Origin of the sequence: Micromonospora sp. NPDC048839 (assembly GCF_040649915.1) — a bacterium.
Taxonomy (GTDB): Bacteria; Actinomycetota; Actinomycetes; order Mycobacteriales; family Micromonosporaceae; genus Micromonospora.
Genome location: NZ_JBEZGL010000020.1, coordinates 110,941 through 133,491, shown reverse-complemented (window position 1 = coordinate 133,491; position 22,551 = coordinate 110,941). Strand labels below are relative to the sequence as shown.

Here is a 22,551-nt window from a genome sequence, read left to right as displayed (position 1 = left end):
GAGTGGAGTAACTGTCACTGTCGTGCAACCGCTTGCACACCAAGGGTATTGGCCCGTCAGCCAACGATTGCCGTCAATACATCATCGAGGGTGACGACACCGAGCGGGCGCCGGCCGTCGCTGACCAGCACCATGTGCCGCCGCTCGCGGCGCATGGCCAGCAGCAGGTCCGCCAGCGTACGCTCCGGCGGCACCACCGCCAGCGGCCGGTAGACCTGGGCCGGCACCGGCGACCGGCGGCCCTGCCCGGCGTACCCGAGCACGTCCTTGACGTGCACGAAGCCGAGCACCCGCCGGGTCGACCGCTGCACCACCGGGAACCGGGACCGGCCGGTCCGGGTCGCCAACACCTCCAACGACGCCGGCGAGACGTCCTCGGCCACCGTCACCACCGTCGACCACGGCTGCAGGGCGTCCGCCGCCGTACGGCTGTGCAGGGCCAGGGCACCGGTGATGCGGGCGTGCTGCTCCTCGTCGAGCAACCCCTCGGTGCGGGCCTGCGAGACGAGCCCGGCCAACTCCTCGGCGGTGAACACCGTCTTCACCGCCTCGGACGCCTCGATCCGCCAGATCGCGAGCACCCGGCGGGCCGCCCACTTCATCGCCAGCAACAGCGGCTTGGTGGCCACACAGAACGCCAGCATCGCCGGGCCGAGCCACAGCGCGGAGACCTCCGGACCGGCCAGCGTGATGTTCTTCGGCACCATCTCACCGACGACCGTGTGCAGGAAGACCACCACACCCAGGGCCAGCACGAAGGCCACCGGGTGCACCGCCCGCTCGGGCAGGCCGGCCGCGTGGAACGGTGGCTCCAGCAGGTGCGCCAACGCCGGCTCGGCGATCGCGCCCAGCCCCAGCGAACAGACCGTGATGCCGAGCTGCGCGCCGGCGATCATCAACGGGATCTGGTTCATCGCCGACAACGCCCACCGGGCGCGTTTCGACCCGGCGGCCAGCGGCTCGATCACCGTCCGGCGGGACGCGATGAGCGCGAACTCACTGCCCACGAAGAACCCGTTGCCGAGAAGCAGCACGACGGTCACCAGCAGCTCAGTCATCGTCGTCCGGTTCCGCCGGGCGCAACACCCGGACCTGCTCGATCCGGTGCCGCTCCACCTCGACCACGGTGAACTCCCAGCCGTCCGCCTCGACCGTCTCGCCGGCCAGCGGGATGTGCCCGAGCTGGGCCATCAGGAACCCGGCCAACGTCTCGTAGGGGCCCTCGGGCAGCCGGAAGCCGGTCTGCTCGGCCACCTCGTCGGAGCGGAGCACCCCGTCGACGAGCACGGTGCGCTCACCGCCGGGAACGGTCAACTCGACCGGGTCGGCGTCGTCCACACTCGCCGGGTCGAACTCGTCGGCGATCTCCCCGACCAACTCCTCGACGAGGTCCTCGATCGTCACCACGCCGTCCGTGCCGCCGTACTCGTCGACCACGATGGCCAGGTCGGCCCCGGCCGCCTTCAACGCGGCCAGCACGCCGTCCAGGTTGAGGCTCTCCGGCACGTACACCGGCTCCCGGGCCACCGAGCCGACCATGGTCGACGCCCGGTCGGCCAGTGGCACGCCCAGCGCGTCGGGCACCCCGGCCACACCGGTCACCAGGTCCAGGGTCTCCTCGTACACGGGGAACCGGGTCCGCCCGGTCTGCCGGGACTGTTCGAGCAGCTCGGCCACGGTGGCCGTGGCGCGCAGCGCGACCACGTCCACCCGGGGGGTCATCGCCTCGGCGGCCCGCTTGTCGCCGAACCGGATGGTGCGGCGCAGCAGCATCGCGGTGTCGGTCGGCAGCGCGCCGGCCCGAGCCGAGATGGCCGCCAGCAGCCCCAGTTCCTCCGGTGAGCGGGCGCTGGCCAGCTCCTCCTGCGGTTCCACGCCGAGCGCCCGGACCAGCCGGTTCGCGGAGCCGTTCAAGCCCCGGATCAGCCAGCCGAACGTCCGGGAGAAGGTGTGCATCGGACCGGCCGTGGCCAGCGCCGCCGGCATGGGCCGGGCCAGCGCCGCGTTCTTCGGCACCAGCTCACCGAAGAGCATGGAGAGCAGCGTGGCCAGTGCCAACGCCAGGAACGGGGTGTAGCGCCCGGTGCTCTCCCCGGCCAGCGGACGCAGCAGCGGGGTGAAGAGCCGCGCCAGGGCCGGCTCGGCCAGGTAGCCGGTGAGCAGCGCGGTGATGGTGATGCCGAGCTGTGCGCCGGAGAGCTGGAAGGAGAGTTCGCGCAGCGCGGTGCGTACCGTCAGGGCGGCCTGGTCCCCCGCGGCGGCCCGCCTGTCGATCTCCGCGCGGTCGACCGTGACCAGGGCGAACTCGGCCGCGACGAAGAACGCGTTGCCCGCGGTCAGCGCAACGAAGCCAACCAGGGGCAACAGCGTCATCAAGAGCAGGCCGTCGATGTCGCCTCACCTCGGCGAGATTCTTGCACGACGGCGGCGGACCCTGAGGGCCGCCGCCGTCGATCTGCGACAACGCGGGGGTACGGCCTCAGCTGCCGACCGGTGCCGTCTCCTTGCCGCCCTGCGGCTGCTCCGGCTTGACCGCCCGGAGCAGCACACTCGCCACGTCGATCACCTCGACCTGCTCGCCGGCGCCCTTGCCGTTGACGCCGTCGCTGAGCATCGTCGAGCAGAACGGACAGCCGACCGCGACCGTCTTCGCCCCGGTGGCCATGGCCTCCTCGACCCGGTCCACGTTGATCCGCTTGCCGATCTTCTCTTCCATCCACATCCGGGCACCGCCGGCACCGCAGCAGAAGGAACGCTCACTGTTGCGCGGCATCTCGGTCAGCTCGCCCTCGATGGCGTCGCCGAGCACCTCGCGAGGGGCCGCGAAGACCCGGTTGTGCCGGCCCAGGTAGCAGGGGTCGTGGTAGGTGACCCCACCGTCGACCGGCTGCACCGGGGTGAGCTTGCCGGTGGAGACGAGGTGGGCCAGCAACTGGGTGTGGTGGACCACCTCGAACTCGCCGCCGAGCTGGCCGTACTCGTTGCCCAGGGTGTTGAAGCAGTGCGGGCAGGTCGCCACGATCTTGCGCTTGGCCTTGTCCCGACCCTCGAACGCCTCGTTCAGCGTCTCCACGTTCTGCTGGGCGAGCATCTGGAAGACGAACTCGTTGCCGATCCGTCGTGCCGGGTCACCGGAGCAGGTCTCGCCCTCGCCCAGGATCGCGAACGACACCCCGGCCTCGTTGAGCAGGGTGGCCACGGCGCGGGTGGTCTTCTTGGCCCGGTCCTCGAAGGCGCCGGCGCAGCCGACCCAGAACAGGTACTCGAAGTCGTCCACCTCGCCGACCCGGGGCACCTCGAAGTCGAGACCCTTCGTCCAGTCCTCGCGGGTGTTCTGCGGGGCGCCCCACGGGTTGCCCTTGTTCTCCAGGTTGCGCAGCATCACGCCGGCCTCGGAGGGGAAACTCGACTCGATCAGCACCTGGTAGCGGCGCATGTCGACGATGTGGTCCACGTGCTCGATGTCCACCGGGCACTGCTCGACGCAGGCGCCGCAGGTGGTGCAGGACCAGAGCACGTCCGGGTCGATGACGCCGCCCTCCTCGGCGGTGCCGATCAACGGCTTGTCCGCCTCGGCGAGGGCCAGCACGTCCAGGTGCGCGAGCTGCGCCTGGGTGGCCTTCTCCTCGCCGGTCAGGTCCTTGCCGCCGCCGGCCAGCAGGTAGGGCGCCTTGGCGTATGCGTGGTCGCGCAGGCTCAGGATGAGCAGCTTGGGCGACAGTGGCTTGCCGGTGTTCCAGGCCGGGCACTGCGACTGGCAGCGGCCACACTCGGTGCAGGTGCTGAAGTCCAGCAGGCCCTTCCAGCTGAACTGCTCTACCTGGGCGACGCCGAACTGGTCCTTCTCCGGGTCGGCCTCCTCGAAGTCGAGCGGCTTGCCCTGGCTCGTCATCGGGCGCAGCGCGCCGAGGCCGGAGCCGGCCGGCCGGGCCGGCTCACGCTTGAAGAAGATGTTGGGGAACGCCAGGAAGCGGTGCCAGGCGACACCCATGGTGACGTTCAGCGAGATGACGATCAGCCAGGTCATCGAAATGATGATCTTGATGGCGGCGGCGACGCTGACCCCGTCCGCCCAGTTGGGGAGCACCGCGCCGACCGCGTGACTGACCGGGGTGGCCCAGAACGGGAACTCGAAGTGGTCGGTGGCGACCTTGAAGCCCCGGATCACGAACCCGAAGATCAGGACCAGCAGCACGATCCACTCGACGAAGTAGCCCTGCCACATGGTCGAGCCGGTGAACCGGGACCGCCCGCCCGGCCGGGTCGGCCGGTTGCGCAGCCGGATCGCCATCAGCACCAGGATGCCGACCAGGCCCAGCACCCCGATGATCTCGGTGACCAGGCCGAAGATCGTCCAGTGCCCGATGATCGGCAGACCACCGTCGGTGGTTACCACCTCGAAGTACGCCTCGAGCACCAGCAGCGACAGCACGACGAAGCCGACCATCACGAACCAGTGCGCGGCACCCACCACGCCCCACTTGAGCATCCGGGTGTGGCCGGCCGTCTCGACCAGCATGGTCCTGGCGCGGGTGACCTTGTCGGTGAACCGTTCCGGTGCCGGCTGCCCGAGCCGGATGACTGCCACCATCTTCAGGACCGCACGCACCGCAAGCCACACCGCTACGGCGGTGATGGCGGCCGCGAGGATCGTGGTGACGATCTGGACGCTGCCCATCGAGTTGGCCTCCCCGGTCTGCTGCCTGATGACCTCGCTTCGCTCGGTCATGCAGTGCAGCCTACGCGAAGGTTACCCAGCGGTAACGTGAGTCATCTCGCAGTAGGCCACGCTGCCTGCGGACACCATAGGGGTCCCCACCCGTGCCTGCTTGGCAGGGGCGCGGTGGGTTGACGTGGGACCGTCGACGCGACGGCCCCGAGCCGGCTCAGCGCCAGCGGGAGAGCAGCCCCAGCGAGGCGACCATCGCGCCGAAGCCGACCGCGAGGTTCCAATAACCCCACGCGGCGACCGGGTACTCCTGCTCGGACAGGTAGTAGAGCACCAGCCAGCCGATGCCGACGACGATCAGGGCGACCGCGGTGACCGGCAGCCACACCGGGCTAGGCTTGCGCGTCGACGCCGCCGTCGTCGGACGAACGTCCGTCGGCGGGGTGTACACCTTCTTCTTGCGGACCTGAGACTTGGGCACGACGCTCTCCAGAGGGGTGACGACCTCGTCCGGCCTGACAACCGGGCGCGGGGGCGACGGTCCATGGCCAATAATGTTCGACAGCTAGCGTAGTCCCGATTGCCCGTCCGGACCATGAATGGGGTCAGGCCGGTGCACGGAGTGACCGAAAAAGGCGGGACTGTTCGCATCACCGGCCCGGCCGGGGCGGACCGATCCCCGACACGCGGAAGGAACGCTCGGTGGAGTACACATCCGGCGCAACCTCCTGGCAGAAGGTCCTCCGACGGGCCGCCGCCGGGCTACTGCCCCGGCGACCGCGTCAACGCCGACCGGGCTGGTCGGTCGGGGTGCCCCTGATCGCCGCCGCGGCGGGGCTGCTCTTCACCACCACCGCGACCACCGCGGGCGGCACCGCGCTGCGTGAGGACCGTCGGCCCCAGCTCAACCAGTTCATCGAGGACCGGCGCGAGCAGGTGGCGGCGAGCGAACGCCGGGCCGCCACGCTGCGCGACGAGGTCCAGCAACGCACAAACATGCTGGCCGGCTCGGACGCCCCGATCAAGGATCAGCAGGATCGCGCCCAGGGCAGCCTCCAGGCCGCCGGATTCACCGCCCTCGGCGGACCCGGGGTCACGGTCGAGCTGAACGACGCGCCGCAGCTCGACCAGACCCAGTCGAACGCCGACAACGACGACCTGGTGGTGCACCAGGCGGATGTGCAGGCCGTGGTCAACGCGCTCTGGGCCGGCGGAGCGGAGGCCATGTCAATCATGAACGTCCGCGTCCTCGCAACCAGCGCGGTACGCTGCGTTGGTAACACCCTGCTGCTCCACGGCCGGGTGTACTCCCCACCGTTCAAGATCGTAGCGATCGGCGATCCCGCTGCCCTCCAGCAGGCCCTCGCCAGCTCTGAGGGAGTCCAGTGGTTCAAGGACGCGGTCGACGACTACCAGCTCGGCTACAACGAAACGGCTTCCACGGTGCGAGTCCCGGCATTCGAAGATTCGACCTCCCTACGCTCGGCCACGGTGCCTAAGTGAGCGCGCCGGACGAGCGTCGGGACGGGCGACACCGGAACCAGACCGACGATCCGACCGCCTTCCTGCCCAAGGTCGACCGGCCCGAGCCGGCGCCGGTCCGCCCGACCCCGGCCGGCAACTGGCCCGAGCCGATGCTGCCGGCCCGGCCCGGCACGTCACGCCCGCCGGCCCCGCCGGAGCCCTCCCGCCCGGCCGACCCGACCCCCGGCCCCCGGGGTGTCGACGCCCCCCCGCCGTGGCCAGGCAGCACCGCCCCCCGATCCGGCCCGCACCCAGGGTCCGACGGTCCGACCGCGCCCGGCCAGCCGGCCGCGACCAATCCGGGCCCGATACGGCCCGCTGCCCCGGGCGACGCCCCGACCCGGCCGACGACCTCCGGCACACCGGGTCAGCAGGCCCCGTCCGGCCCGCCCACCCCACCGGTGGCCGACTCACCGACCGCGTTCATCCCCCAGATCGCCGCCCGGCCCACGCGCCCGACCGGCTCCCCGGTCGCTCCATCCACGCCCGGCCCTGGCCCGGATGCCCCCACGTCCGCCGGGCCGGGCCGTGTCCCGCCCGCCGGGCCGGGCCGTGTTCCGCCCGCCGGGCCGGGCCGTGTTCCGCCCGCCGGGCCGGGCCGTGTTCCGCCCGCCGGGCCGGATCGCGTCGCCGACCCGGCCGCCACCGCGTTGATTCCCGCCGTGCCCTCCACCCCCGCCACCCGGCCACCAACCCTGGACTCGACCGCGCTGATGGGTGCCGTCCCCCGCACGGCGGGCTCCCAGGAGCCGACCGGTGGCGGCGACAACCCCGGCGAGCCGCCCCGGCCCCGGCGCGGCGAGCGGGTGGTCCAACTCCGACCCCACCAGACCGGCGAGGGCTACAAGAGCGTCTACTCCGAGCTCACCCGCCCGTCGCTCGGCTCCCGAATCCGCACCGGTGTCCGCGTCACCGGCGAAGTCCTGATCACCTTCGGCCTGGTGGTGCTGCTCTTCGCCGGCTACGAGGTGTGGGGCAAGTCGGCCATCGTCGACGCCCACCAGAACGACCTCAACAAGGCCCTGGCCCAGGAGTGGGGCCCGTCCGACGACCCGACGGTCGCTCCGTCGGCCGGCCCGAGCGTCAAACCGACGCCCCCGGTACGCGGCAAGCCGCTCGCCGGCCTCTACATCCCCAAGCTCGACAAGAACTGGGTCGTGGTCGAAGGCGTCACCCAGCAGGACATCCGCTTCGCCCCGGGCCACTACCCGGCTAGCGCCCTGCCCGGCCAGGTGGGCAACTTCTCCGTCGCCGGCCACCGCAACCGGGCGACCTTCTGGCGGCTGGACGAGCTCGACGAGGGCGACGCGATCGTGGTCGAGAGCAAGACCGACTGGTACGTCTACCTGGTGTCGCGGTCACAGATCGTCCGGCCCACCCAGGTCGAGGTGGTGGCACCGGTGCCCGGCGAGCCGAACAAGAAGCCGACCAAGCGGATGCTCACCCTGACCACGTGCAACCCGAAGTTCGACAACTACCAACGCCTGATCATCCACGCCGAGCTGGAACGCACCCAACCCAAGACGGCGGGCCGCCCGGCGGAGCTGGGAGGCTGACCCGATGTACTCGTTCATCTGGCGCAAGCTTCCCTTCGGCCTGGCCGGAAAGCTGATCGGCTCGGTGCTGCTGGTGGCCGCCACGGTGGCCCTGCTCTGGTATGTCGCCTTTCCCTGGGCCGAGCCCCTGCTGCCCTTCGACGACGTGCAGGTCGAGTCCCCCGCGGAATCGGGCGGCGGCGGCCCGGCGACCGGCGACGCCCCGGCTGGTGACGAGCACGAACTTCCGTACGACACCGATCAGAACAACCCCGCGCCACCCTCCCCAAGCAGGTGACAATGCGCATCCTGGTGATCGACAACTACGACTCGTTCGTCTTCAACCTCGTGCAGTATCTGGGTCAGCTCGGCGTGACCTGCGAGGTCCGCCGCAACGACGAGATCGACGTCGACGCGGTGGGCAGGGTGGGCGCGGCCGGCATCCTGCTCTCCCCGGGGCCGGGCAGCCCGGACCGGGCCGGAATCTGCCTGGACGTCATCCGGCAGTACGCGGGCCAGCTGCCGATCTTCGGTGTCTGCCTGGGTCACCAGGCGATCGGTGAGGCGTTCGGGGCGACCGTGACGCGAGCGCCCGAGCTGCTGCACGGCAAGACCTCCGAGGTACGGCACCAGTCGGTGGGCGTACTCGCCGGCCTGCCCGACCCGTTCACCGCCACCCGGTACCACTCCCTCGCCGTGCTGCCCGACACGCTCCCGGACGAGCTGGAGGTCACCGGCTGGACCGGCTCCGGCGTCGTGATGGCGATGCGGCACCGGACCCTCCCCATCGAGGGCGTCCAGTTCCACCCGGAGTCGGTGCTCACCGAGGGCGGTCACCTGATGCTGGCCAACTGGCTGGCCGGCTGCGGTCACCAGGAGGCGTTGGAGCGCGCGCCCGCACTGGCCGCCGAGGTCGACGCCCGCCGCCGGTCGGCCTTCGTCACCACCTGAGGCCGCGCCACCCGATCAGCGGGCCGGTGGACGGCACGCTGGCCGGATCAGCCGCGCAGCGCGTCCCGCACCGCCGGATCCGCGGGCGAGCGGACCGCGGGCGGGCGACCACGGACCGCGTCCCACGCCGCTTTGCCGCTGGCGAAGTAGTCCCGGACCGACTTCCCGGCCAGCAGGAACGGCCCGCAGTCGCCGCACCGTGCGGTGACCCCGTCGACGTCGAGGCCGAGATGCCGGCACAGCGTCACCGCCCGGGACAGATGGTAGGACTGGGTCACGATCAGGGCTCGCTGGACGCCGTACACCTCGCGCGCTCGGGCGCAGCTGTCGTACGTGTCCAGGCCGAACGGGTCGGCCACCACGCGACGCGCATCGACACCGAGCCCGGTGAGATACGCCGTCATCACCGCGGGTTCGTCACCCGACGTGCCGCCCCCGTCACCCGACACGAGCACGACCTTGGCCCGCCCGCTGGTCACCAACTCGGCAGCGGTCTCCAGGCGTCCGGCGAGCCGTTCACCGGGCCGCTGCCGATCGGCCGCCACGGCGGTACCGAGGACGATCACCACGTCGGCGGCCGGCGCGTCGGCCTCGGTGTACACGTGGCCGCGGGCGGCGAGCGTCGTCCACAGCCACGGAAGACTGGCGAGCAGCAGCGCGGCGACCCCGAGGATGACCAGACGTCTGCGGCGTCGAGGACGTCGACGCACCACCGACCCGCCGCCGGCCACCTCGGCGTCACTCACACCGCCGCCTGAGGCGGCCACCGGCCGGCCAGGGGCTTGGACACGCCTAGGGCGTGTGTCAAAGCCCTAGTCCTCGGGAAGCCGGCTCGGCGGGGGCGGGAACGGCAGACCGACGCCGCCCCCGGAGCCGGGCGTGGTCGGCGTGGCCGACGGCGTGCTGGTCGGCGTGCCGCTGGGCGGCGGTTCGACGACCTTCTCCGGTACGCCGATCTCGATGGTCACGGTCCTGTCCTTGGCCAGTGCGGTGCCCGCGCTCGGACTCTGCTTCTCGACCCGACCGGCCCGATCCGCCGGCACCTCGTCACCGTCGCGGAAGTCGACGTTGTAACCCGCCTCGCGAAGCTCCGCGGCGGCCTCGTCGCGCGTCGAGTTGAGCACGTTCGGCACCTTGCTGACGTTGCCCCTGGAGACGTCGACGACCACCGTGCTGCCCTGCGCGAGGATGGTCCCCGACGGCGGATTCAACTTGAGCACGGTGCCCTTCGGCGCGGCATTTTCCACCTGCTTGTCCTGGACCTCCAACCCCTGGGCCTCAAGCTGGGACTTGACCAGCTCGTACTGGGAGTTGACCAGATTGGGGGGGACCTTCACGTCGGGTTTGCCGTCGCAGAGCTGAATGGTCACCGTTCCGGACTTCGCCAGCCGAGTACCCGGCGGCGGATCCTGCCTGGCGACCGTGCCCTTCGTGCAGTCGTTGTCCCGGACCGGGTCACCAACCTTCGGCTGCAGGTTGGCTTTCTGGATCTCGGCGATCGCGACCGCCTGGGCCTTGCCCGTGAGGTTCGGTACCGCCTTGTTGGCCTTCTCCTGCTGCTGGTTCCAGAGGAGGGCGACGACCAGGGCGATCACCGCCAGCACGCCGACCGCGCTGAACGTCGCGATCAGCCAGGAGGACGCCTTGCGCTGGCGCGGATCGCCCACCCGGGCCATCTGACCGGTCTGCTGCCCACCGGCGGGAGCCGGGTATCCGCCCCGGCCGCCGGCCGGGGCCATCGCCACCGTCTCCGCCTCACGCAGCACCGGGGTGGCCAACACGGGCCGGCCGGCGGCGGCGCGCAGCAGGTCGGCACGCATCTCGCCGGCGCTCTGGTAGCGGTTGAGCGGATTCTTCGACAACGCCTTCAACACGATCGCGTCGACCGCCGGGGTGACGTCCGGGTTGATGTCGCTCGGCGTCGGCGGCGTCTCCCGTACGTGCTGGTAGGCGACGCTCACCGGGCTGTCCCCGACGAACGGCGGGTGCCCACACACCAGCTCGAAGAGCACGCAGCCTGCCGCGTACACATCGGAGCGGGCGTCGACGGCCTCGCCGCGCGCCTGCTCCGGGGACAGGTACTGCGCCGTGCCGATCACCGCGCTGGTCTGCGTCATGGTGGTCGCGCCGCTGGCCAACGCGCGGGCGATACCGAAGTCCATCACCTTGACCTGGCCGGTCTGGGTGAGCATCACGTTGCCGGGCTTGATGTCCCGGTGGATGATGCCGTGCCGGTGGCTGAACTCCAGCGCGGCGCACATGTCGGCGCAGATCTCCAGCGCCCGGCGCGGCTGCAGCCGACCCTCGGCGCCGAGGACCTCCTTCAAGGTCCGACCGTTGACGAACTCCATCACGATGAACGGCAGTGTCTCACCGGTCGGCGCGGTCTCCTCGCCGGTGTCGTAGACCGCCACGATGGCCGGGTGGTTGAGCGAGGCGGCGTTCTGTGCCTCCCGGCGGAACCGCATCTGGAACGTCGCGTCCCGGGCCAGGTCGGTCCGAAGCATCTTGATCGCGACATCCCGACCGAGCCGGAGATCGCGACCGCGGTGCACCTCGGCCATGCCGCCGTAGCCGAGCAGCTCGCCGACCTGATACCTGCCACCGAGCAGGCGGGCCTGCGCTGTCATCGCGTCTGTCGTCCTTCGCTCGTCGTCGTCCCGCCGTCGCCCGGCTGGAGTCGTATCTCCCGACGGTACGACGTCTGGGTCGGATCGTCGCGTCCGTCGAGTCGCAGCGCGCCGGCCGGCGTGGTGCCCGCACTCGTCCCGACGGGTTCACCGGCCTGCGACTGCTTCAGCTTGTAGGAAATCACGCCGGAGCAGAGCAGGACCAGCGCGGCCAGCAAGATGGCGAGGAGCACCAGGCCAGGCCGGGACCGCCGCGGCTCGGGGGACGGCGCCGACGGAACGGCCTGCCGGGCGTACGCCGCCGGTTGCTGCTGTCGGGGCGGTGCCGACGGCACCGCCGCGGCACCGCGCGGGTACCCGTTCGGTGCGGCCGGCGGCCGGGCGGACTGGACGGACGGCGCGACGGCGGTAGGGCGTGGCTGTTGGACGGGCGCGATCGCTGTCGGCCTCGGCCCGGCCACCGGCGGGCGGGCAGTCGGCGGACGCATCTGGTGCGCCTGCGGCACCTGCGCCCGGCCAGGCGCGGCCGGCGAGGCGGGCGCCGCGGAGACCGGCGCGGAGTTGGCGCCGGCCCGAGCCTGCTGGGAGAGCGCGGCCTTGAGCTGACGGGCGACCCCGGCGAGAGCGGCGGCGCTCGGCCAGCGGGCGGCCGGATCCTTGGCCAACGCCCGTTCCACCACCGAGCGAACCTGCGGGGGGATGTCGGCGGGCAGCGGCCGCGGCGTCTCCCGCACGTGCCGCATCGCGATGTCGAGCGGGTTGTCACCCTCGAACGGGCGCCGCCCGGCGAGACACTGGTAGGCGACCACGCCGAGCGCGTACACATCCGAGGCCGGGGTGGCCACGCCTCCGGTGGCCTGCTCGGGTGAGATGTACGAGGCGGTGCCGAGCACCGAACCGGCGGCGGTGAGCTGGCCGACCAGGTCGGAGCGGGCGATGCCGAAGTCGGTGAGCACCAGCGTGCCGTTCGGCCGGACGAGCAGGTTGCCCGGCTTCACGTCGCGATGCACGATGCCCTTCTCGTGCGCCGCGTGCAACGCGTCCGCGGCCTGCGCGACGAGGGCCATCGTCCGGGCCGGGGTGAGCCGGCCGACCCGGCTCAGCGTGGACGACAGGGCGTCGCCCTCGACGTACTCCATGACCAGGAACGCGATCTGCTGGTCGTTGCCGAAGTCGTAGACGTCCACCACGCCCGGGTGGTTGATCGTGGCCATGGTGCGGGCCTCACCACGGAACCGCTCGGCGAAGTCCGGGTCGTCGAGCAGGGCGGGGAGCAGGCTCTTGACCGCGACCGTCCGGCCGAGCACCTGGTCGGTGCCGCGCCAGACATCGCCCATGCCGCCGCTGGCGATCCGCTCGTCGAGACGATAGCGGTTGCCGAGCTGGACGCCGGGGCTGAGCATGTCAGCGGCCCCCGGGGTCGGCGATGGCGGCCTTCATGATCTGGCCGGCGATCCGGGCTGCCTCGCCGCTGCCGCCGGGACCGGCCTGCTCGAGCATCACGCAGACCGCGGAGATCGGGGTGCCGTTCTTGTCCAGCGCGAAGCCGATGAACCAGCCGTGGTCGGGCCGGTCCGGCGCGGACTGCGCGGTGCCGGTCTTGCCACCGACCGTGTAGCCGCTGATCGCGGCCTTCCGTCCGGTGCCGTTCTGGACGACGCTGACCATCATCTCGCGCAGGTCGGCGGCGACCTGCGGCTCGACGGGCTGACGCAGCTCCTGCGGCTTCGCGGTGTAGTAACTGGTGGTCCGGTCCGGGGCCAGCAACTGCTGGACCAGGTACGGCCGCATCTGCCTGCCGCTGTTGGCGATCGCGCTGACGATCATGGCACCTTCGAGCGGAGTCATCCGGACGTTGTTCTGGCCGATCGAGGACTGGGCCAGTGCGGCCTCATCGGTGGTGCCGTCCGGGTTCTGGATGTCTCCGGTCCGGCTGGCCGCCGTGGGCAGACCGTTCTTGCCGAGGTGACCGACGGTGAGGTCCTCCTGCTCGAAACCGAACTGGCGGGCCTTCTCCTTGATCGTGTCGGCGCCGAGCCGTACGCCGAGCTGGGCGAAGCCCGTGTTGCACGAGTCGGTGACCGCGGTCAGCAGGGTGACCTTCGGCTGCGGGCAGATCGACTGCTCGGCGTTGCTGATCGGGGTGCCGGAGGTGGGCGGAGTCCAACTGGGGCCGGCCGGGATCTGGGTGGTCTTGGTGACGCCGTTCTCCAGCGCCGCCGCGGCGACCACGATCTTGAACGTGGAGCCCGGCGGCAGAGTCTCGGCCAGCGCGCGGTTCTTCAGGGGTTCCGCCGGGTCCTGGTCCAGCTTGTTGAACGCCGCGGCCGCCTCGCTGCCGGTGTGGCTGGCCAGGGGGTTCGGGTCGAAGCTGGGCATGGAGACAAGCGCCTGGACCGCCCCGGTACGCGGATCGATGGCGATGGCCGCGCCCCGCTTCGCCCCCACCTGGTTGTTGCGGAGCTGGTTGTACGCCGCGTTTTGGGCCTTCTTGGAGAGGCTGAGCAGCACGTTGCCGCCACCGCTCTCGTCGCCGGTGAACATGTCCTTGATCCGGTCGCCGATCAGCTGGTCGCTGTTGCCGGCCAGGAAGTCGTCCTCCACCTGCTCGATGCCCTTGTCGGCCAGGTTGACCGGCTTGTAGCCGAGCACGTGGGCGTACTCCGCGCCGCCCGGATAGGTGCGCAGGAACTTCAGCTTGCCGGTGGTCTCCTTGCTGGTCGCCACGGCGGTGCCGCCGGCCTCGATGTTGCCGCGCTTGCGCTTGTAGTCGGCAACCTGGACCCGACCGTTGTAGTCGCTCGTGCGGTACTCGTCGGCCTTCTGGAACTGCACCCAGTTGAGGTTGGCGAAGAGCAGGCCGAACAGGACCATGACGACGACGCCGACGCGGCGCAGTGGTGCGTTCACGGCTTGATCACCTCCGTGGGAGCACCGTGCAGCTGTTCCGGGGCACCACCGGTGGGTCGGGCGGCCTTGCTGGCGCTCCCGCCGACCGGGCGGCGGGCGCCGTCGGAGACCCGCAGCAGCACCGCGATGAGCAACCAGTTGGCCATCAACGACGAGCCACCGGCGGACAGGAACGGGGTGGTCTGACCGGTCAGCGGAATGAGCTTGCTGATCCCGCCGACGATCACGAAGACCTGGAGGCCGAGAGTGAACGCGAGACCGCCGGCGAGGAGCTTGCCGAACGAGTCCCTCACCGCGAGCGCGGCCCGCAGCCCCCGCTCCACGATCAACAGGTAGACGACGAGCAGGGCGGAGAGACCGAAGAGACCGAGCTCCTCGCCCATGCCGGCGAAGATGAAGTCGTTCTGCACCTCGGGCAGGATGTCCGGCTGACCGCCGCCCGGCCCGGCGCCGAAGAGCCCGCCCGTGCCCAGGGCGAGCAGGCCCTGGACGAGCTGGTAGCCCTTGTCGGTCGGGTCGGCGAACGGGTCGAGCCAGATCTCCGCCCGGACGTAGAAGTTGGCGAACGGGCCGCCGACCGTCGAGCCGAGGACGTAGGCGAGGTAGGCGCCGCCGAAGAAGAGGACGAGGCCGATCAGCAGCCAACTGACGCGTTCGGTGGCGATGTAGAGCGTCACCACGAACATGCCGAAGTACAGCAGCGAGGTGCCCAGGTCCTTCTCGAACACGAGCACCAGGAGGCTGACCAGCCAGACGCCGACCACCGGGCCGAGGTCGCGCCCGCGTGGGAAGTCGATGCCGAGGAAGCGTCGGCTCGCCAGCGAGAGCACCTCGCGCTTGCGCACCAGGTAGTAGGCGAAGAAGACGAGCAGCGCCAGCTTGGCGAACTCACCCGGCTGGATGGAGAAGGTGCCGAGATCGATCCACAGCTTCGCGCCGTTTCTCTCGGAGATGCTCGCCGGCAGTACCGCCGGGAGCATCACCAACACGATGCCGGCCAACCCCAGGGTGTACGCGTATCGCGAGATCGACCGGTGGTCGCGCATGATGGCGAGCAGGCTGGCGGCGAGAATCACCGCACCGAGCGTCCAGGCCAACTGACGCCCGCCCTGCCCCGCGAAGACGGCCAGGCTCTCCCGCTCGGCCACCGGGGCGTCGCCCAGGTCGATCCGGCGGAGGAAACCCACCCCGAGCCCGTTGAGCAGGGCCACCGCCGGCAACAGCGCCGGATCGGCGAACGGGGCGAGGAATCGGATGACCAGATGCAGACCGAGGAAGACCGCGCCGAGCACTGCCGCGGGTATCCAGAAGTCCGGGGTGACGGTGTCCAGCAGGTTCGCCTCGACGGTCGCCCCGTACGCGGCCACCAACGCCATGGCGAGCAGCAGCAGGGACAGCTCGGCGTTGCGGCGCGACCGCGCCAGGCGTACGCCGGACTGCTCGCCCGCGGTGGCGGGCGAGGGTGCCGGTGTGGCCGCTACGGTCACAGGTGGAGTCCTTGGGATCTCAGCCGACGCTCACTCAGGAGACCGGCAGGTGGCCGGGTCGAGCGCCGGCGTGGCCGAGTCGGAGGGCGTGTTGTCGGGCGTGGTGGAGGAACCGGTCGCACCGACAGCGGCGGTGGCACCGACGGTCGGGCTCGCGCTGGCAACCCCGTTGGAGGTTGGCGACGCGATGGTGCTCGGACTGCCGTTCGGGCTCGGCGACGGATCGGCCGGTGTCGGCGTACCGCTCGCCGCGGCGGTCGGATCGAGCGCGCAGAGCGGCTTCAGGTTGGGGTTGCTCGGGGTGTCGCTGGTCAGCTCGGCGAGCTGGCGTTCGGCGTCCGGCTCGCTCTTGGCCCGGATGCCGACCTTGACGGTGTCCTGCGCCGCGACCGTGAGGTCGTCCAACCGGGTGCCGCTGCGGCGGTGCACGGTGGAGAGGTCCATTCCGGCGATCTGACCCTGGACGCCACGGAAGACGGCGACCTGGCCCTCCTCGGTGGCTCCCACGTAGTACTGCCGCTGGGTGTACGTCCAGCCCCCGAACGCCGCGCCGCCGATGATCACCAGCAGGGCAACCGCCATGGCGGCGGTCCGCACCGGGCGGCGCTTCGGCCGGTCCGGCTCGTCGTCCGACGCCGCCGGCTCCTCCGGCGCGGCCGGACGCGGCGCGGCGAGCGCCGAGGCTCGGGCGGCCGGAGTTGAGTCGTCCGCCGAGGTCGCCATACCCCGGTCCCGGGCGGCGGCACCGCCGACGATCGGGCTCGCCTCGACGATGTCCTGATCCGTGGCATCCGCGATGATCACGGTGATGTTGTCCGGTCCGCCGCCGCGCAGCGCGAGCTGCACCAGCCGCTCGACGCACTTCTGCGGGTCGGTGTACTCCCGCAGGGTCTCGCCGATGGTCTCGGCGCTGACCACACCCGACAGGCCGTCGCTGCAGATCAGGTAACGGTCGCCGGGCAGCACCTGGCGCACCGAGTATTCCGGGTCGATGTCCCGGCCGTCGAGGGCCCGGGTGAGCAGCGATCGCTGCGGGTGGCTGCTCGCCTCCTCGGCGCTGATCCGACCCTCGTCGACGAGCATCTGGACGTACGTGTCGTCCTTGGTGATCTGCGCGAACTCACCGTTGCGCAGCAGGTAGGCCCGCGAGTCACCGATGTGGACCATCCCCAGCTTGCTGCCGGTGAAGAGGGTCGCCGTCAGTGTGGTGCCCATCCCCTCCAACTGCGGGTTGGCGTCCACCGTGTCGCGGAGTTGTTGGTTGGCGGTGCCGACGGCCGAACGCAACGCGTCGACGAGAGCGTCCCCGGGGACGTCCTCGTCGAGCGGCGCCATGGCACCGATGACGATGTTGCTGGCGACGTCACCGGCGGCCATGCCGCCCATGCCGTCGGCAACGGCGAGTAGCCGCGGTCCGGCGTAGACGGAGTCTTGATTGCCGTCTCGGATCAGACCGCGGTCGCTGTGGGCCGCATAGCGCAGGGTCAGAGTCATGGCCGTAATTCGAGGGAAGTGCGGCCGATCCGGATCGGCACGCCGAGGGGGACGGGGGTTGGTCCGGTGACCTTAGCGCGATCGAGGTACGTGCCGTTAGTCGAGCCGAGGTCCTCGACGAACCACTGCCCGTCACGCGCCACGAGCCGGGCGTGTCGCGCGGAGGCGTAGTCGTCGGTGATGACCAGGGTGGAGTCCTCAGCTCGGCCAATGGTGATCTGCGCGTCACCGAGAGTGATCCTGGTGCCGGCCAGCTGACCGGCTGTCACTACCAGCTGGTGCGCCGCCCTGCCCCGTTTCACCTTCGCCGGCTTCGCCGCCTGCCCCGTCGAGGCGCCGACCGCGCGTGGCGCGGCCACCAGACGACCGGAGCGGGCGCCCGCGAAGAGATCCCTTCGGATCACGCCCACCACGGTGAACACGAAGATCCACAGCAGGATCAGGAACCCGAACCGGGCAACGGTGATGACCAGTTCCGGCAAGGCGGGTCAGCCGTCCACGCGGAAGGTCAGCGTCGTCGTGCCGAGCTGGACCATGTCACCAGGGTTCAGTGCGACAGCGGAGACCCGCTGCCCGTTGACCATGGTGCCGTTGGTCGACCCCAGATCGGTCAGCACGACCTGGCCCCCGTCGAAATCCAACCGGGCGTGTCGCCGGGAGATGCCGACGTCGGGCAGACGCAGGTTGGCCTGATCGCCGCGACCGATCACCGTCGACCCCATCTGGAGGGGGTACGTGCGACCGTCACCGGAGACCAGCCGCACGTTGCGACCGCCACCGTGCCCGGGCGGAGGGCCGTAGCCACCACCCTGGTCGTACGCCGGGTAGGCGGGCGGGCCGGCGTCGTAGCCGGGCGCCGACACCGGGGCGACCTCGCCACCGGTGTAGACCTCGGCTGTGACACGGAACATGCCCGTGTCCAGACCCTCGCCTCGCTCGATCTCGACGATCACGTCGCCGTAGACAGTCCAGGCCTGCTCGCCGATGAACTCCGCCTGCGACTGGGCCAACTCCTGGGCCAGCGCAGCGGCGTACGGCGCCAGCCGACTGTGGTCGAACGGCGAGAGATCGATCACGTAGCGGTTGGGCACCAACGTGCGCCCACCGGCCAGGATCGCCTTGTGCGCCTCGGCCTCCCGCTGCATGGCGTTGAGGATCTCCACGGGGTGGACCACCCCTTTGAAGACCTTGGCGAAGGCCCCTTCGACCAGGCCTTCCAGACGCTTCTCGAAGCGTTGCAGCACGCTCACCGGCTCCTCCTCGGGTCCCGAGGACATGATGGTATCCGGCCGGCGCGCGCGCAGCTCACACGCCGCTCGGCCACCTGCTCCCGACCCGTTCGGAAGGGTCGGGACTGCCGTGCTAATCTTTCGTCCGCCACGAACGGTAACCGCTCGTGGCGAGCACCTGGGACAGCGTAGTATTCCCGAGGCCGTTGGAGACAGCGGGGCCGGGGCGGCTACAGTGTTCCGGGTTGTGCCACGGGGATGTGGCGGAATGGCAGACGCGCACGGTTCAGGTCCGTGTGCCCGAAAGGGCGTGGGGGTTCAACTCCCCCCATCCCCACCAGCGACGAGGGCTCCGCTTACCGCGGGGCCCTTCCGTCATATCGGGGCGCGTCGGACGCCAGGCTATGCTGCGATGGATTCTGTCTCCGATGGACCAGGAGTGGCGTGTGAGTGTCGCGTTGGTGACAGGGTCGGGTGGCCTGATCGGCTCCGAGGCGGTCCGGCACTTCGCCGGCCTCGGTCTGGACGTCGTCGGCATCGACAACGACATGCGCCGGTATTTCTTCGGCGAGGACGGCTCCACATCCTGGAGCCTGGAGCGGCTCGCCCGTGACCTGGGCGACGCGTACACCCATTTCGCGGTGGACATCCGGGACCGGGACGGCCTGGAGCAGGTGTTCAAGAAGTACGGCTCGGACATCGCCGTGGTGATCCACAGCGCGGCTCAGCCGAGCCACGACTGGGCGGCCAAGGAGCCGTACACGGACTTCGACGTGAACGCCGGCGGCACGCTCAACATCCTGGAGAACACCCGCCGGCACGCCATCGACGCGCCGTTCATCCACTGCTCGACGAACAAGGTCTACGGCGACCGGCCCAACACCCTGCCGCTCGTCGAGCTGGAAACACGGTACGAGCTGCCCGAGGACCACCGCTGGTACCAGGGCATCACCGAAGAGATGTCGATCGACCACTCGCTACACTCGGTCTTCGGCGCCTCGAAGGTCGCGGCGGACGTGATGGTTCAGGAGTACGGGCGCTACTTCGACATGAAGACCGCCTGCTTCCGGGGTGGCACGCTCACCGGGCCGGCGCACTCGGCGGCCGAGCTGCACGGGTTCCTGGCGTACCTGATGCGCTGCGTGATGGAGGGCCGGACATACAACCTGTTCGGTTACAAGGGCAAGATGGTCCGGGACGCGATCCACTCCCGGGACGTACTGACCGCGTTCGAGGCGTTCTTCCGGGCCCCGCGCTCCGCGGAGGTCTACAACCTCGGCGGCGGCCGGCACTCCAACACCTCCCACATCGAGGCGTTCCGCATCGCGGAGGAGATCACCGGCCGCGAGGCGCGGATCAACTACGTCGAGCAGGCCCGCACCGGCGACCACCAGTGGTATGTCAGCAGCATGGCCCGGTTCGAGGAGCAGTACCCGGACTGGAAGATCACTTACGACGTGCCGATGATCCTGCGGGAGATCTACGAGGCCAACGTGGGTAAGTGGGTATTCAAGGCATGACCGCGCGGACCAAGCGCAACGTACTCGGCGTCCTGGTCGACGCCACCGACTACGCGACGGCGACCGACGCGGTGGTGACCGCGGCACACGAGCGGCGTCCGCTCGCGCTCACCGCGTTGGCCGTGCACGGCGTGATGACCGGGGTGCTCGATCCGGCGCACAACGCGCGGCTCAACTCCTTCGACGTGGTCACCCCGGACGGGCAGCCGGTGCGGTGGGCGCTCAACCTGCTGCACCACGCCGGGCTCTCCGACCGGGTCTACGGGCCGACGTTGACCCTGCACGTGCTGTCGCGCTTCGCCGACGAGGGGCTGCCGATCTACCTGTACGGGTCGACCGAGGAGACCCTCTCCCGGTTGATTCCGGCGCTGGAGCGGATGTTCCCGGCCCTGAAGATCGCCGGGGTGGAGCCGTCCAAGTTCCGGGCCGCCCAGCCGGGTGAGGACGCCGAGATCGCCGACCGCATCCGATCCAGCGGTGCCCGGCTGGTCCTGGTCGGGCTGGGCTGCCCGCGCCAGGAGGTCTTCGCGTACGCCATGCGACCGCTGCTGGACATGCCGTTGATGGCGGTCGGCGCGGCCTTCGACTACCACGCCGGGTTGCTCCGTCAGCCCCCGCGCTGGATGCAGCGTGCCGGTCTGGAGTGGTTCTGGCGTCTCGGTCTGGAGCCGAAGCGGCTCTGGCGGCGCTACGTCATCCTCAACCCGGCCTACCTGAGCCGGCTCGCCGCCCAGAAGCTCGGCCTGTGGAAGGCACGCCCGCCGGCGCCGGCCAGCGAGCGGCCGGCGACCTTCTCGGTCTGATCAAATCCGTACGGCACGAGGCCCCACCCGGTCCACCGGATGGGGCCTCGGCCGTGGGAGAGACCGTCAGACGGTCAGGGTCCAGGTGTTGATGTAGCCGGTGTCGGCCGAGTAGGTGTCCCGCACCTGCAGCCGCCAGATGCCGTCGGCGGCCTCACCGGAGACGTTCACCGTGTACGTGGCGTTCACGTTGTCGGCGCTGTCCGAGGTGCTGCTGTTCTTCAGCCGGTACGCGCTGCCGTCCGGCGCGAGCAGGTCGATGACCAGGTCACCCCGGTAGGTGTGGACGATGTTCACCGCGACGGTGGAGGCCGACGAGGCGTTGCGTCCACAGCCGGAGATGGTGATGGAGCTGGTCACCGCCGAGCCGGCGTCCGGGATCGACACGTCGGAGCCGTTGGTGCCGGTGCAGCCGGTGGGCGGCGGCGGGGTGCTGCCGGTGCCCACGTAGAGCAGCAGGTTCGGCGAGCCCGAACCGGGGTTGCTCACCACGTTGGGTGTCGCGTTGGCCACCAGTTGGTTGCGGACCTGCGCGGGCGTCCAGCTCGGGTTGGCGCTGGCCACCAGGGCCGCCGCCCCGACCACGTGCGGCGTGGCCATCGAGGTGCCGCTGATCGTGTTGGTCGCGGTGTTGCTGTTGTACCAGGCCGAGGTGATGGACGAGCCGGGCGCGAAGATGTCCAGGCAGGTGCCGACGTTGGAGAACGACGAGCGGGCATCCGAGCTGGTCGTCGAGCCCACCGTGATGGCCTCGGTGGTACGTGCCGGCGAGGTGTTGCACGCGTTCGCGCCGTTGTCGTTGCCGGCCGCCAGGCCGTACGTGACGCCCGAGGCGATCGAGTTGCGGACCGCGTTGTCGAGTGAGGTGTTCGCGCCGCCGCCGAGGCTCATGTTCGCCACCGCCGGCTTGATCGCGTTCGCGGTGACCCAGTCGACGCCAGCGATCACACCGGCGTTGGTGCCGCTGCCGGAGCAGTTGAGCACCCGCACGCCGACGAGTTGGACGGCCTTGGCCACCCCGTACGCGGACCCGCCGACGGTGCCGGCGACATGCGTGCCGTGCCCGTTGCAGTCGTCGGCCGCCCCGCCGTCGACCGCGTCGTAGCCGGAGGTGGCCCGGCCGCCGAAGTCGTTGTGGGAGAACCGGATGCCGGTGTCGATGATGTAGGCGTGCACGTTGCTCGCCGTGTTGGGGTAGGTGTAGGAGCTGTCCAGCGGCAGGTTGCGCTGGTCGATCCGGTCCAGGCCCCAGGAGGGCGGGTTGGCCTGCGTGCCGGAGATGGACACGGTGTGGTTCTGCTCGACGTACGCCACCGCCGGGTCTGCCGCGATCCGCGCCGCCGCGCTCGCGCTCACCGTGACCTCGAAACCGCGCAGCGCCGCGCCGTAGGTGCGGGCCACCGTGCCGCCGTGGCGGCCGGAGAGCCGCTTCGCGGTGTCGCCGACCCGGTCGCGGGCCACGGCGCTGTCCTTGAGAACGACGATGTAGCTGTCCGGCACGGCGGTGGGCCCGCCGGCCGCCCTGACCACACCGGCAGGTTCGGCGGCCAGGGCTGGCGTGCCGACGGCCAGCACCGTCGCCGTGGCCACCCCGACCAGTACGGACCTTCGTGGAAGACCCATTTCCTACCTCCCTCTGACCGGCGGCGGAACGTGACCACCGGTCCCAACATCAATCGACGCTTGCCGATCTAGCTGAGGGTAAGTCAGTGAACGGCCTGTTGGACATGCCGGAACGTCCATATCTCCGTGGGATGACCCCTACGGGCCGGCCGTCCGGGGCGAACGGGGGACCGGCC

General features: G+C 70.6%; 19 protein-coding genes and 1 tRNA gene. 7 read left to right on the top strand and 13 right to left on the bottom strand.

The genetic code is table 11. The features are described 5' to 3' along the window. Positions 1-56: 56 nt before the first annotated feature. The 4 genes from AB0C25_RS29610 to AB0C25_RS29595 all read right to left on the bottom strand — a co-directional run bounded on the left by AB0C25_RS29610 (position 57) and on the right by AB0C25_RS29595 (position 5,150). On the bottom strand, positions 57-1,058 hold the full coding sequence (locus tag AB0C25_RS29610) for a hemolysin family protein (protein WP_357377365.1): 1,002 nt from the start codon (positions 1,056-1,058) through the stop codon (positions 57-59). Further along, the gene (locus tag AB0C25_RS29605; protein ID WP_357377363.1) at positions 1,051-2,373 is read right to left on the bottom strand and encodes a hemolysin family protein; all 1,323 of its coding nucleotides are present in this window, start codon (positions 2,371-2,373) and stop codon (positions 1,051-1,053) included. The genes AB0C25_RS29610 and AB0C25_RS29605 overlap by 8 nt, the downstream gene beginning before the upstream one ends. 106 nt (positions 2,374-2,479) lie before the next feature. Then, positions 2,480-4,678: a (Fe-S)-binding protein gene (locus AB0C25_RS29600; RefSeq protein WP_357377391.1), complete on the bottom strand. Its 2,199-nt coding sequence runs from the start codon at positions 4,676-4,678 to the stop codon at positions 2,480-2,482. 208 nt (positions 4,679-4,886) lie between these two features. Then, positions 4,887-5,150, bottom strand: a complete 264-nt coding sequence (locus tag AB0C25_RS29595; protein WP_357377361.1) for a cell division protein CrgA — start codon at positions 5,148-5,150, stop codon at positions 4,887-4,889. A 221-nt stretch (positions 5,151-5,371) separates the two neighbouring features. Here AB0C25_RS29595 and AB0C25_RS29590 point away from each other — a divergent pair, with 221 nt between their 5' ends. The 4 genes from AB0C25_RS29590 to AB0C25_RS29575 are packed head-to-tail and all read left to right on the top strand — an operon-like array spanning position 5,372 to position 8,679. Next, the gene (locus AB0C25_RS29590; RefSeq protein WP_357377360.1) at positions 5,372-6,172 is read left to right on the top strand and encodes a DUF881 domain-containing protein; all 801 of its coding nucleotides are present in this window, start codon (positions 5,372-5,374) and stop codon (positions 6,170-6,172) included. Then, positions 6,169-7,749 carry a class E sortase gene (locus AB0C25_RS29585; RefSeq protein WP_357377359.1) on the top strand — a complete coding sequence of 527 codons (1,581 nt, stop codon included), beginning with the start codon at positions 6,169-6,171 and terminating at the stop codon, positions 7,747-7,749. The genes AB0C25_RS29590 and AB0C25_RS29585 overlap by 4 nt, the downstream gene beginning before the upstream one ends. A 4-nt stretch (positions 7,750-7,753) precedes the next feature. Then, positions 7,754-8,026, top strand: coding sequence for a hypothetical protein (locus AB0C25_RS29580; protein WP_357243216.1), 273 nt, complete (start codon positions 7,754-7,756; stop codon positions 8,024-8,026). A 2-nt stretch (positions 8,027-8,028) separates the two neighbouring features. Next, on the top strand, positions 8,029-8,679 hold the full coding sequence (locus AB0C25_RS29575) for an aminodeoxychorismate/anthranilate synthase component II (RefSeq protein WP_357377358.1): 651 nt from the start codon (positions 8,029-8,031) through the stop codon (positions 8,677-8,679). A gap of 47 nt (positions 8,680-8,726) precedes the next feature. Here AB0C25_RS29575 and AB0C25_RS29570 read toward each other — a convergent pair whose 3' ends face one another. The 8 genes from AB0C25_RS29570 to AB0C25_RS29535 form a co-directional block, all read right to left on the bottom strand. Continuing rightward, positions 8,727-9,425 (bottom strand): ElyC/SanA/YdcF family protein, encoded by a 699-nt coding sequence (locus tag AB0C25_RS29570; RefSeq protein ID WP_357377357.1) that lies wholly within the window; start codon positions 9,423-9,425, stop codon positions 8,727-8,729. A 66-nt stretch (positions 9,426-9,491) separates the two neighbouring features. Continuing rightward, positions 9,492-11,309, bottom strand: coding sequence for a Stk1 family PASTA domain-containing Ser/Thr kinase (pknB, locus tag AB0C25_RS29565; protein WP_357377356.1), 1,818 nt, complete (start codon positions 11,307-11,309; stop codon positions 9,492-9,494). Next, positions 11,306-12,712, bottom strand: a complete 1,407-nt coding sequence (locus AB0C25_RS29560; protein WP_357377355.1) for a protein kinase — start codon at positions 12,710-12,712, stop codon at positions 11,306-11,308. The genes pknB and AB0C25_RS29560 overlap by 4 nt, the downstream gene beginning before the upstream one ends. Before the next feature lies 1 nt (position 12,713). Beyond that, positions 12,714-14,219 (bottom strand): penicillin-binding protein 2, encoded by a 1,506-nt coding sequence (locus tag AB0C25_RS29555; protein ID WP_357377354.1) that lies wholly within the window; start codon positions 14,217-14,219, stop codon positions 12,714-12,716. Next, positions 14,216-15,706 carry an FtsW/RodA/SpoVE family cell cycle protein gene (locus AB0C25_RS29550; protein WP_357377353.1) on the bottom strand — a complete coding sequence of 497 codons (1,491 nt, stop codon included), beginning with the start codon at positions 15,704-15,706 and terminating at the stop codon, positions 14,216-14,218. Before AB0C25_RS29550 ends, AB0C25_RS29555 begins: the two co-directional genes overlap by 4 nt. A gap of 30 nt (positions 15,707-15,736) precedes the next feature. Then, positions 15,737-17,200, bottom strand: coding sequence for a PP2C family serine/threonine-protein phosphatase (locus AB0C25_RS29545; protein WP_357377352.1), 1,464 nt, complete (start codon positions 17,198-17,200; stop codon positions 15,737-15,739). Beyond that, on the bottom strand, positions 17,197-17,682 hold the full coding sequence (locus AB0C25_RS29540; protein WP_357377351.1) for an FHA domain-containing protein: 486 nt from the start codon (positions 17,680-17,682) through the stop codon (positions 17,197-17,199). The genes AB0C25_RS29545 and AB0C25_RS29540 overlap by 4 nt, the downstream gene beginning before the upstream one ends. Before the next feature lie 6 nt (positions 17,683-17,688). Beyond that, positions 17,689-18,477 (bottom strand): DUF3662 and FHA domain-containing protein, encoded by a 789-nt coding sequence (locus AB0C25_RS29535; protein ID WP_007454122.1) that lies wholly within the window; start codon positions 18,475-18,477, stop codon positions 17,689-17,691. Between the two features lie 206 nt (positions 18,478-18,683). Between AB0C25_RS29535 and AB0C25_RS29530 the strand changes: the two genes are divergently transcribed. The 3 genes from AB0C25_RS29530 (at position 18,684) to AB0C25_RS29520 (ending at position 20,752) form a co-directional block, all read left to right on the top strand. Beyond that, positions 18,684-18,769, top strand: a tRNA-Leu gene (locus AB0C25_RS29530). A gap of 64 nt (positions 18,770-18,833) precedes the next feature. Continuing rightward, positions 18,834-19,949 carry an NAD-dependent epimerase/dehydratase family protein gene (locus AB0C25_RS29525; RefSeq protein ID WP_357377350.1) on the top strand — a complete coding sequence of 372 codons (1,116 nt, stop codon included), beginning with the start codon at positions 18,834-18,836 and terminating at the stop codon, positions 19,947-19,949. Beyond that, a complete protein-coding gene (locus AB0C25_RS29520) occupies positions 19,946-20,752 on the top strand; it encodes a WecB/TagA/CpsF family glycosyltransferase (protein ID WP_357243186.1) in 807 nt (268 codons plus the stop codon). The genes AB0C25_RS29525 and AB0C25_RS29520 overlap by 4 nt, the downstream gene beginning before the upstream one ends. Positions 20,753-20,818: 66 nt before the next feature. Here AB0C25_RS29520 and AB0C25_RS29515 read toward each other — a convergent pair whose 3' ends face one another. Then, positions 20,819-22,375, bottom strand: a complete 1,557-nt coding sequence (locus AB0C25_RS29515) for a S8 family serine peptidase (RefSeq protein ID WP_357377349.1) — start codon at positions 22,373-22,375, stop codon at positions 20,819-20,821. Positions 22,376-22,551 lie beyond the last annotated feature (176 nt).